Source organism: Stenotrophomonas africana (genome assembly GCF_013004645.1).
GTDB lineage: Bacteria > Pseudomonadota > Gammaproteobacteria > Xanthomonadales > Xanthomonadaceae > Stenotrophomonas > Stenotrophomonas africana.
Genome location: NZ_JABEME010000025.1, coordinates 1 through 11,479, shown reverse-complemented (window position 1 = coordinate 11,479; position 11,479 = coordinate 1). Strand labels below are relative to the sequence as shown.

Below are 11,479 nucleotides of genomic sequence, written 5' to 3'. Positions count from 1 at the left end.
GAGCAAGCGGCGACCGAGCTTACATGGGTGAGGGCGCTTTGCTTGCGAAGCACTGCTTCGCAAGCGCCCGAACGCACAGCCGCCAGCGGCTGGGCCGGACCCCGGAGGGGGACTTGCAGCGCCCCCCTCAACCGGACCCACCCCGCCTCCCCACGGATAGCCAGCTTCTGCCGTTGACGTTGATTCTGCAGGTGCAGGGCTGCAAGCCCTGCCGAACACCCCCTACCTGCGGGGTGCGAGCTGCTCGAGCATTTCCCAGGACTTCAGCCCGCGCGGCCCGAGGTGATGGGCCAGCACCCGCCGCATCGGCAGACGCAGGCTGGCCAGGTCGGCCGCACCGGGCTCTTCGTCCGCCGCCAGCGCCAGCAGCGCCGAGCCAGTGGCGGCCGCCCGGCGTTCCCCTCCGCGCTCGCTCAGCAGGCGTTGCGCGCCTTCCTGCGGGTCCAGTTCATAGCGCGCGGCCGGGTCGATCGGCTGTCCGTCGCTCGCACTGTCCAGATCGAAACCCAGGCCCAGCGCGGACAGCAGCTCGCGTTCGAAGCGACGCAGGGTCCAGGCCAGGCCGGCGCCCACGGCCAGCCGCGCACGTGCTTCGCCGTAGGCCAGGTACAACTCGGGCAACGGGTCCTGGCGCGGGGCCAGGCGCAGGGTCAGTTCACTCAGGTAGAAGCCGGCCAGCATCGCCTGGCCGACCAGGCGTGGGGCCGCGTCCAGCGCTTCCGCGCCGCGCAGCTGGGCCAGTTCCCCCCGCTGCAGGGCACTGAAGCGGATCCACTGCAGCGGCTGCAGGGCCGCGCGCAGCACCTGGCCCTTGGCCGTGGACACGCCACGCGCGAGCAGGCCGATGCGGCCATGCTGCGCGCTCAACACTTCGACCAGCAGGCTGGTCTCGCGGTAGGCCCGTGCGTGCAGCACGAAACCGGTGTCGTCCTCGATCATCATCGAAGCGACCGCGACGGCTTACTCGTAACCGAAGGCCTTCAGCGCGGCCTCGTCGTCAGACCAGCCTTCACGCACGCGCACCCAGGTCTCCAGGAACACCTTGGCCCCGAACAGACGTTCCATCTGCAGGCGGGACTTGGCACCGATCTCCTTCAGCCGGGTGCCGCCCTTGCCGATCACGATCGCCTTCTGGCCCTCGCGCTCGACCCAGATCACCGCACCGATGCGCAGCAGGTTGCCATCTTCGGTGAAGCGCTCGATTTCCACGGTGGTGGCGTACGGCAGTTCCTCGCCAAGCTGGCGCATCAGCTGCTCACGCACCAGTTCGCCGGCCAGGAAACGCTGGCTGCGGTCGGTGATCTCGTCTTCGCCGAACATCGGCGGCGCTTCCGGCAACAGCGCCAGTACGTCACGTACCAGTGCTTCCAGGCCGTTGCGCTTCTGCGCCGAGATTGGATGCACGGACGAGAAATCGCGGCCGGCCGTGACTTCCTGCAGGAACGGCAGCAGCGCGCCCTTGTCCTTCAGCCGGTCGATCTTGTTGACCACCAGCACCACCGGGATACCGGCGTCGCGCAGTACATTGAAGGCCAGGCTGTCTTCTTCGTCCCAGCGACCGGCTTCGATCACCAGCAGGCCAGCATCGACGCCTTCCAGCGAGCCGCGCGCGGCGCGGTTCATCACCCGGTTCATCGCCCGCTTCTGCACCTTGTGCAGGCCGGGGGTGTCGACCAGCACCAGCTGGCCTTCCGGATAGGTGGCGATGCCCAGCAGGCGATGGCGCGTGGTCTGCGGTCGGTTGGAAACGATGCTGACCTTGGCGCCGACCAGGGCATTGGTCAGGGTCGATTTGCCCACGTTCGGGCGGCCGATGACGGCCACGCTGCCGCAATGATGGGAAGTTTGTTCGCTCACTTGGAATCCAGTTGTTCTAGGACGGCCGCAGCCGCCTGTTGTTCGGCAAGCCGCCGCGAGGCGCCTTCGCCCTCGGTGCTGGCGGCCGGGTCGGCTACGTTGCAGCGTACCCGGAAGTGCTTGGCGTGGTCGTCACCGGATTCTGACACCAGTTCATACTGCGGCAACGCCTTCTGTCGGGCCTGCAGCCATTCCTGCAGGCGGGTCTTGGGATCCTTCTCGGGCCGGCCGGAGGCCGGCAGTGCCTCGATCGACGCGCTGAACCAGGGCAGTACCACCGCCCGGCAGGCCTCGAAGCCGGCATCCAGGTAGATCGCGGCCACCACGGCTTCCACCGCGTCGGCCAGGATCGAGTCGCGGCGATGACCGCCGGACTTCATTTCGCCCGGGCCCAGGGTCAGCCGCTCGCCCAGTTCCAGGGTGCGCCCGATCACCGCCAGCGCGCCTTCTCGCACCAGCTCGGCACGGGCGCGGGTCATCGCGCCTTCGTCAGCCTTGGGCCAGCGTCGGTACAACGCCTCGGCCGCCATCATGTTGACGATGCTGTCACCGAGGAACTCCAGGCGCTCGTTATGCGGCGCACCGGCACTGCGATGCGTCAGCGCCTGCTTGAGCAGGGCCGGGTCGCTGAAGGCATGACCGATCAGGTCGCCACGTTGGATGAATTTACTGGGCACCGCTTCGTGTCAGGTCCTGGGAGGAATCGAATTTGCCAACCACATCGAGGTTGCCGATCAGCTGACGGCGCACTTCATAGTTGACCTTGAGCGTCCAGCCATTGTCGCGACGGTCGAACTTCACGTTGGCCGGCTTCACGTTGTCCGAATAGTTGATGTACAGGCGCTTGAAGAACAGGTCCTGGATCCGCGCCGGCTCCATGCTGCCCACACCCGGCTCGTTGGCCAGGCTCTTCATTGCCGAGCGCACCGCGTAGTACTCCTGGTACATCGGGAACAGCTTCATGCCGATGTAGAGGAAGAAACCAACCACGATCAGGACCGTCAGGAACGAGGTCAGGGTCATGCCACGCTGCGTGTTCATCGTCTTCATTGCGTTCTCCCCAGATACGCGTTGGATGTGAAATTACCCGGTTGATGCCCGATCAGTTGATGCTCGAGCCGATCCGCGACGGCTCGAAGCCATCCTTGCAGAACCAGCCCTGGCAGTTCAGCCAGATCAGGAAGGCCTTGCCGCGCAGGTTCTCTTCCGGCAGCAGGCCCCAGAAACGGCCATCGTCGCTGTTGTCACGGTTGTCGCCCATCACCAGGTACTTGCCGGCCGGCACGGTCCACTGGCCCTGGCCACGCGGGTAGTCGGTCTCAAGCACGGTGTGGGTACGGCCCGGCAGGTGCTCGACCAGCAGGTTGGCGCCCTCGCCCTGGCCCTTGTGGCCGGCGTAGATGCCCTTGTTGTCGTACTTCAGCGGTTCGCCGTTGAGGATCATGCCGTCGCCTTCGAAGACCACGGTGTCGCCCGGCACGCCGATCACGCGCTTGATGAAGTTCTCGCCCTTTGCCGGGTCGTTGTCGCTATGGCCGGGGAAGTGGAACACCACCACATCGCCACGCGACGGCTCGCCAAACGGCACGATCTTGGTGTTGCTGATCGGCAGGCGCAGGCCGTAGGAGAACTTGTTGACCAGGATGAAATCACCGATCAACAGGTTCGGCATCATCGAGCTGGACGGAATCTTGTACGGCTCGGCGATGAAACTGCGCACGATCAGCACGATCGCCAGCACCGGGAAGAACGCACGCGAGTAGTCCACCAGCACCGGCTCGGAATCGAGCAGGCCCGCGCGCTGGGCGCGACGCTTGGCGAAGTACAGCTTCTCGCCAAGCAGGATCAGGCCCGAGGCCAGGGTCAGCACGACCAGGAGGATCTCAAACAGTTTCATTCAGGGTCCTTTGCAACGTCACCAGACGACCGGCCCCGCAGGGCCGGTGCGGGCTTACTTGTTGTCCATCTGCAGTACGGCCAGGAACGCTTCCTGCGGGATCTCCACACGGCCGACCTGCTTCATGCGCTTCTTGCCTTCCTTCTGCTTTTCCAGAAGCTTCTTCTTGCGCGAAACGTCGCCACCATAGCACTTGGCCAGCACGTTCTTGCGCATCGCCTTGACCGTGGTGCGGGCGATGATCTGCGAGCCGACGGCGGCCTGGATGGCCACGTCGAACATCTGGCGCGGGATCAGGTCCTTCATCTTCTCGCACAGCTCGCGGCCGCGGCGGTCGGCATGGCTGCGGTGCACGATCAGCGACAGCGCATCGACCTTGTCGCCGTTGATCAGCACGTCCACGCGCACGAACGGACCGGCGTCGAAGCGCACGAAGTGGTAGTCCAGCGAGGCATAGCCACGGCTGACCGACTTCAGCTTGTCGAAGAAGTCCAGCACCACCTCGGCCATCGGCAGTTCGTAGCTGATCTGCACCTGGCTGCCCAGGTAGTTGATGCCGATCTGGCTGCCGCGCTTTTCTTCGCACAGCTTGATGATGTTGCCGATGTACTCCTCGGGAGTGAGCACGTTGGCACGGATGATCGGCTCGCGGATCTCCTCGACCTGGTTTACCGGCGGCAGCTTGGCCGGGTTGTCCATGTTGATGATCGAGCCATCGGTCTTCAGGACTTCATACACCACCGTCGGCGCGGTGCTGATCAGGTCCAGGTTGTATTCGCGCTCCAGGCGCTCCTGCACGATTTCCATGTGCAGCATGCCGAGGAAGCCGCAGCGGAAACCGAAGCCCATCGCCTCGGAGCTTTCCGGCTCGAAACGCAGCGCGGCATCGTTCAGGCGCAGTTTGTCCAGTGCTTCGCGCAGGTCCGGGTAGTCCTCGGCATCAACCGGGAACAGGCCGGCGAACACGCGCGGCTGCATTTCCTGGAAACCCGGCAGCGGCTTCGGCGCCGGGTCGCCGGCCAGGGTCAGGGTGTCGCCGACCGGCGCACCGTGCACGTCCTTGATGCTGGCGGTGACCCAGCCCACTTCGCCAGCCTTCAGTGCCGGCAGCACCTTGCGCTTCGGGGTGAACACACCGACGTTGTCGACCTGGTGGTTGCGGCCGGTGGACATCACCTGCAGCTTGTCGCCGGCCTTGATCTCGCCCTGCATCACGCGCACCAGCGAGACCACGCCCAGGTAGTTGTCGAACCAGGAGTCGATGATCAGCGCCTGCAGCTTCTCGGTGTCGCGCGGCTTCGGCGGCGGGATGCGATGCACGATCGCTTCCAGCACGTCCTGCACGTTCAGCCCGGTCTTGGCGCTGACCGGTACGGCGGCGGCGGCATCGATGCCGATCACGGCCTCGATCTCGGCCTTGGCGCGCTCGATGTCGGCGGTGGGCAGGTCGATCTTGTTGATCACCGGCACCACTTCCAGGCCCTGCTCCACGGCGGTGTAGCAGTTGGCCACCGACTGCGCTTCCACGCCCTGGGCCGCATCGACCACCAGCAGCGCGCCTTCGCAGGCGGCCAGCGAGCGGCTGACTTCATAGGAGAAGTCGACGTGGCCCGGGGTGTCGATGAAGTTCAGATGGTAGGTCTGCCCGTCCTTGGCCAGGTACGGCAGCGACACCGACTGCGCCTTGATCGTGATGCCACGCTCGCGCTCGATCGGGTTGGAGTCGAGCACCTGCGCTTCCATCTCGCGGGCCTGCAGGCCACCACAGAGCTGGATGATGCGGTCGGCCAGCGTGGACTTGCCGTGGTCGACATGGGCGATGATGGAGAAGTTGCGGATGTTCCGCATCGAATCAGAAGACATAGGTGGCGGCGGCGCGCGGCGTCGTCAGGGTAACGGTCGATTATCGCACGCCCGGCGCCCCGCCGCGAAAACGGCCTCATCGAGCCGGGCCCGGAATGGCCGAAGCCCCGCCGGGGCGGGGCTTCGGGGTGATCGGCGGGGCCGCCGGACCGGCCCGGGCAGGCTTTACTGGCCGGCCTTCACAGCCACGAACGCGCTGTTGCCATTGCCGGTACGCACCAGCAGCATCACCACGTCGTCCTTCTTGTAACCGGACAGCGCGCGGTTCAGGCCATCCACACTGCCGACCGGAGTGCGGCCGACCTGCAGGATCACCATGCCCGGCGACAGGCCGGCATCACGCGCCGCCTGGCCCTTGACCCCGGTGATGCGCACGCCCTCGTTGCCGTCAAGGCCGAACTGCTTGCGCTGCGGTGCGGTCAGGTCGCTGACGTCCAGGCCCAGCAGGGCATTGGCGCCGGCCTGCGGTGCCGCATCGGGCTTGGCCGTGGCCGCCGCGCGAGCGTTGCCCTGGCCGTCGTCGCTCAGTGCGGTCAGCGTGGCGCTGAGGTCACGGGGCTTGCCGTCGCGGATCACACCCAGGGTGACCCGGCTGCCCGGCGCCATCGCGCCGATCAGCGGCGGCAGGTCGGACCAGCTGTTGACCGGGCTGCCATTGACCGAGCGCACCACGTCGCCGATCTGCACGCCGGCCTTCTCGGCCGCACTGCCGGGCACGATCTGGTTGACCAGCGCGCCACGGCTGTCCGGCAGCCCCAGGCCCTGTGCCTTCAGCGAATCGATCGGTTCAACCACCGCGCCGAGCTGGCCACGGGTGACCTTGCCGCTCTTCTTGATCTGCTCGACCGCGCTCATCGCCAGGTCGATCGGGATCGCGAAGCTGATGCCCATGTAGCCGCCGGAGGCGGAGAAGATCTGCGAGTTGATGCCGACCACTTCGCCACGGGTGTTCAGCAGCGGACCGCCGGAGTTGCCCTGGTTGATCGCCACGTCAGTCTGGATGAACGGCACATAGCGCTGGTCAGCACCACCGGTGCTGCGGCCCAGTGCGCTGACGATGCCGGCGGTGACCGAATGATCGAGACCGAACGGCGAGCCGATTGCGACGACCCACTGGCCGGGCTTCAGCGTGTTGGAATCTCCCACGCGCACGGTCGGCAGGTTCTTGCCTTCGATCTTCAGCAGGGCCACGTCGTATTGCTGGTCGCTGCCCACCACCTTCGCCTTGAACTCGCGGCTGTCGCCCAGCTTGACCTTCACCTCGCTGGCATCGGCCACCACGTGGTAGTTGGTCAGCACATAGCCGTCGGGCGAAATGATGAAGCCCGAGCCCATGCCGCGGCCCTTGATGCTGGGACCACCGTCCTGGCCACCCGGACCCTGCCCCGGCATCGGGAAGTCCGGGCCGAAGAAGCGGCGGAAGAACTCCGGCATGTCATCGTCGCCCATCGGGCCGCGCGCGGCCTGGCGGTTGTTGCGGACGATGGTGGTGTCGACGTTGACCACGCCCGGGCCAACCTGTTCGACCAAGTTGGTGAAGTCGGGCAGGCCACTGACCAGCGGCTGTGCCGGCGCCCGCGCTGCTGCGGCTGGCGCAGGCTGGGTCTGCGCGACAGGCGCGGGGGCCTGTGCGCAGGCCACCAGGGGAAGGGTCAGGGCCAGCAGACCCATGGCCTGCGTGCGGAGTCGGGGAGTCATCGGACGGCAACCTCCGGATCGGGTGGAAAGAGGAATACGGGCCCCGCCGACGGCGGGGCGTGAAAGCGCCCGGCTCAGTCGCGCGGGCGCGGCGGCACCGGCAGGTCATCCTGCAGGCGCGGCTCGAACGGGTAGAACGCGGCCCCCCCGGCATGGGCCGGGAAGCTGGCATTGAGCGCGCCGCCCGCAGCGGGCGCCAGGCTGGAGCGCGGCCACGGCCGGGCCTGCAGTCCGCCCACCTCGCCGAACGGCAGGTTGCGGCTGGCGTTGGCCGGCACGGTCGGGGTCAACGGCGCCGGCGCTGCGGCGATGGCCCGTTGCGGGGCCTCATCGCGCTGCGCGGCACGCCCGGCCTGCTGGGTGCGCGTAGCGCTGGCACGGCGGGCGTCCTGGCGGCGGCTGGAGGCAGCCATCGCCACGGCCGGCGCCGCTGCCACAGCCATTGCCGCGGTATCCACCGACGCTTCGGTGACCGTCGCCGGGGTGGCCGGTGCCGGCGCCAGTTCCGCCTGGCTGGCGATCACCTGCGTCCCCAGCGGTTCACCCGGCGTGGACTCCTTCAGTTTCTCGCCGCCGATGAACAGCGCGACGGCGGCAACCGACGCGGCCAGGGCGGCACCACCGCCCCACGCTCGCCAGCCCGTACGACGTACCTGGCGGCGCGGCTCGGCCTGTGGTGCGGGTTCGGCCGCGATGGCGGCAGCCACGGCAGCACTGAATCCTGCCGGTGCCAGCGCCGGGGCCTGCCCGCGCATCACATCGCCCAGCAGCTGCCAACGTTCCTGACAACCCGACAGTTCGGGATCGTGTTCCATGCGACGCAGCAGGAAGCGCGCCTCATCGGCACCCAGCTCGCCATCGACCAGGGCCGACAGCTGTTCGCGGTGGCGCTGGTCCAGGCGCTGCCCGGCGGGCGATTGGTGGTTCTGCGATTCGTTGAACGGATTACTGGTCATACGCGGCTCTTCTCACGGGTGGCGCTGCCGATGTCCAACAGCGGCCGGAGTTCGGTGTCGATCGCCTCGCGCGCCCGGAAGATCCGTGAACGCACGGTGCCGATCGGGCACCCCATTTTCTGCGCGATATCCTCGTAACTCAGGCCTTCCACCTCGCGCAGGGTGATCGCCAACCGGAGCTCTTCCGGCAGCGCGTTGACGGCCTTCATCACCGTCTGTTCCAGTTCCTGGCGCATCAACTCGCGTTCGGGCGTATCGGTGTCGCGCAGGCGCGTCCCGCTGTCGAACTGTTCGGCATCACCGATGTCGATGTCATCGGTCGGCGGTCGGCGATTGTGTGAAGCCAGGTAGTTTTTGGCGGTATTCACGGCGATTCGATGCAACCAGGTTGAGAACTGGGCATCGCCACGGAAACTTCCGATCGCGCGGTAGGCACGGATGAAAGTGTCCTGGGCGACGTCCTGACATTCGCTCCAGTCGGCGATGTAGCGACCGACCAGGGCCACCACGCGATGCTGGTACTTGCGCACCAGGACATCGAACGCGGCACTCTCGCCGTGCTGCACGCGCCGGACCAGTTCCAGATCCAGCTCCTGAGGTGTATCAACATCGGCCATGAGGGGCCGCACTCCTGTCAGCCCAACCGACGTCGGGCAATGAGACTGCCAATCCCGGGAAAAGTTCAGTCGCCGATCACCTGGCGCCGCACCAGCTTTTAACCACCGTTCCGTTAGCGTTCCGGTCCACGGCCATGGATCCGGGGTCGCCACTCCCCTGCTATTGGGATTTGACGCGGGGGAAACAACCTCTGGATCATAGCCGCTTCTCCATACACAACCGGATGGAACGTCCATGCTCTCAGGCTTCGATGGTCTCCGCTTCAGCCACTGGCACCCCGAGATCCGCGACGACGGCGTGGTGGTTCTCTCCCTGGATCGTCAGGACAGCAGCGTCAATGCCATGTCGCAGGATGTGCTGCTGGAACTGGGCGACCTGCTCGAGCGCATTGCATTGGACCCGCCCAAGGGCGTGGTGATCCAGTCGCTGAAAAAGGCCGGCTTCATTGCCGGTGCGGACCTGAAGGAGTTTCAGGAGTTCGACCGCCGCGGCACCGTCAACGACGCCATCCGTCGTGGCCAGGCCACTTACCAGAAGCTGGCCGAGCTGCCCTGCCCGACCGTGGCGGCCATCCACGGCCACTGCCTGGGCGGCGGCACCGAGCTGGCGCTGGCCTGCCGCTACCGCGTGGCCTCCAACGACAGCAGCACCCGCATCGGCCTGCCGGAGACCCAGCTGGGCATCTTCCCGGGCTGGGGCGGCAGTGCGCGACTGCCGCAACTGGTGGGCGCACCAGCGGCGATGGACATGATGCTGACTGGCCGCACCCTGTCGGCCTCGGCCGCGCGCGGCATCGGCCTGGTCGACAAGGTGGTGGCGCCGGCGGTGGTGCTCGACACCGCCGTGGCGCTGGCCCTGTCCGGCACCACGCGCCCGTTCAAGCAGCGCGCGACGGCCTGGGCCACCAACACCTGGCTGGCACGCACGCTGCTGGCGCCGCAGATGGTCAAGCAGGTCGCACGCAAGGCCAAGAAGGACCAGTATCCGGCGCCGTACGCGCTGATCAGCACCTGGCAGCGCAGCGGCGGCAAGCCGATCCAGGCCCGCCTCGACGCCGAACGGCGCGCGGTGGTGAAGCTGGCCAGTACACCGACCGCGCGCAACCTGATCCGCATCTTCTTCCTGACCGAGCGCCTGAAGGGCCTCGGTGGCGGCGATTCCGGCATCCGCCATGTGCACGTGGTCGGCGCCGGCGTGATGGGCGGCGACATCGCCGCGTGGGCCGCCTACAAGGGCTTTGAAGTGACCCTGCAGGACCGTGAGCAGCGCTTCATCGACCCGGCCATGGAACGCGCGCAGGCACTGTTCGCCAAAAAGGTGCGCGACGAGAGCAAGCGCCCCGCCGTGGCCGCGCGCCTGCGTGCCGATCTGGAAGGCAACGGCGTGGCCGAGGCCGACCTGGTGATCGAAGCGATCATCGAGAACCCGGAAGCCAAGCGTGCGCTGTACCAGACGCTGGAACCGAAGATGAAGCAGGACGCGCTGCTGACCACCAATACTTCGTCGATTCCGCTGGTGGAACTGCGCGACCATATCCAGCGCCCGGCACAGTTCGCTGGCCTGCATTACTTCAACCCGGTCGCGCAGATGCCGCTGGTGGAAATCATCCACCACGACAGCATGGCGCCGGAGACCGAGCGCCGTCTGGCCGCGTTCTGCAAGGCGCTGGGCAAGTTCCCGGTGCCGGTGGCCGGCAGCCCGGGCTTCCTGGTCAACCGCGTGCTGTTCCCGTACATGCTGGAAGCCGCCACCGCGTATGCCGAGGGCATTCCGGGCCCGATGATCGACAAGGCCGCAGTGAAATTCGGCATGCCGATGGGCCCGATCGAACTGATCGACACCGTGGGCCTGGACGTGGCCGCCGGCGTCGGCCGCGAACTGGCGCCGTTCCTGGGCCTGCAGATTCCGGCCGCGCTGCAGACGGTGGAACCGGACAAGCGTGGCAAGAAGGATGGCCAGGGCATCTACACCTGGGAAAACGGCAAGCCGAAGAAGCCGGACGTGGCCAGCGATTATCAGGCCCCGGCCGATCTGGAGGACCGCCTGATCCTGCCGCTGTTGAACGAAGCGGTGGCCTGCCTGCACGAAGGCGTGGTGGCCGACGCGGACCTGCTGGATGCCGGCGTGATCTTCGGTACCGGTTTCGCACCATTCCGCGGTGGTCCGATCCAGCACATCCGTGCGGTCGGTGCCGATGCGATCGTCGAGCGGTTGAAGGCATTGCAGCAGCGCCATGGCGACCGTTTCGCCCCGCGCCCCGGCTGGGACAACCCCGCCCTGCGCGAACCAGTGGTTTGAGTTTATCGGCCGGGCCTGCGGCCCGGCGCCCGCAGAGGCAACCGCCGAAGCAAAAGCCAGAGCCAGAGCCAAAGCGGCTCTGGCTTTTCTGTTTGTTGGGTGGGGCGGATCATTACGAACTGGTGGGTGTCGACCTTGGTCGACACCAGGAGCGAAGCGACCGGCGTTTGATTTTGATTTTCTTTTTTCTTCTCCGTGGCTGGACAGCACACGGAAACTGTCAGGGGCCGGGCGGGGTGGGTTCGCGGGACCGTTGGCGCCATGGATGGCGCCATCGAGCCCCCAGGGACGG

The 11,479-nt window shown here is 66.8% G+C and carries 10 protein-coding genes; 1 reads left to right on the top strand and 9 read right to left on the bottom strand.

Annotated elements, in window-relative coordinates:
- Positions 1-222 precede the first annotated feature (222 nt).
- The 9 genes from recO to rpoE form a co-directional block, all read right to left on the bottom strand.
- On the bottom strand, positions 223-942 hold the full coding sequence (recO, locus tag HLA98_RS20880) for a DNA repair protein RecO (RefSeq protein ID WP_057499688.1): 720 nt from the start codon (positions 940-942) through the stop codon (positions 223-225).
- Positions 943-960: 18 nt separating this feature from the next.
- Entirely contained in the window at positions 961-1,857 is an 897-nt protein-coding gene (era, locus tag HLA98_RS20875; RefSeq protein ID WP_010482823.1) for a GTPase Era, read from the bottom strand.
- Positions 1,854-2,534, bottom strand: coding sequence for a ribonuclease III (gene rnc, locus HLA98_RS20870; protein WP_032129847.1), 681 nt, complete (start codon positions 2,532-2,534; stop codon positions 1,854-1,856). Before rnc ends, era begins: the two co-directional genes overlap by 4 nt.
- Positions 2,524-2,907, bottom strand: coding sequence for a DUF4845 domain-containing protein (locus HLA98_RS20865; RefSeq protein WP_010482821.1), 384 nt, complete (start codon positions 2,905-2,907; stop codon positions 2,524-2,526). Before HLA98_RS20865 ends, rnc begins: the two co-directional genes overlap by 11 nt.
- A 52-nt stretch (positions 2,908-2,959) precedes the next feature.
- Entirely contained in the window at positions 2,960-3,754 is a 795-nt protein-coding gene (gene lepB, locus HLA98_RS20860) for a signal peptidase I (protein ID WP_049445569.1), read from the bottom strand.
- A gap of 54 nt (positions 3,755-3,808) precedes the next feature.
- Positions 3,809-5,602, bottom strand: coding sequence for a translation elongation factor 4 (lepA, locus tag HLA98_RS20855; RefSeq protein WP_057499687.1), 1,794 nt, complete (start codon positions 5,600-5,602; stop codon positions 3,809-3,811).
- Positions 5,603-5,782: 180 nt separating this feature from the next.
- Complete coding sequence (locus HLA98_RS20850) at positions 5,783-7,315, bottom strand: DegQ family serine endoprotease (RefSeq protein ID WP_057499686.1); 1,533 nt, start codon at positions 7,313-7,315, stop codon at positions 5,783-5,785.
- A 74-nt stretch (positions 7,316-7,389) separates the two neighbouring features.
- Positions 7,390-8,271, bottom strand: coding sequence for a sigma-E factor negative regulatory protein (locus HLA98_RS20845; protein ID WP_057499685.1), 882 nt, complete (start codon positions 8,269-8,271; stop codon positions 7,390-7,392).
- Positions 8,268-8,888 (bottom strand): RNA polymerase sigma factor RpoE, encoded by a 621-nt coding sequence (gene rpoE / locus HLA98_RS20840; protein ID WP_010482816.1) that lies wholly within the window; start codon positions 8,886-8,888, stop codon positions 8,268-8,270. The genes HLA98_RS20845 and rpoE overlap by 4 nt, the downstream gene beginning before the upstream one ends.
- Positions 8,889-9,123: 235 nt before the next feature.
- Here rpoE and HLA98_RS20835 point away from each other — a divergent pair, with 235 nt between their 5' ends.
- The gene (locus HLA98_RS20835) at positions 9,124-11,187 is read left to right on the top strand and encodes a 3-hydroxyacyl-CoA dehydrogenase NAD-binding domain-containing protein (RefSeq protein WP_057499684.1); all 2,064 of its coding nucleotides are present in this window, start codon (positions 9,124-9,126) and stop codon (positions 11,185-11,187) included.
- Positions 11,188-11,479: the final 292 nt, after the last annotated feature.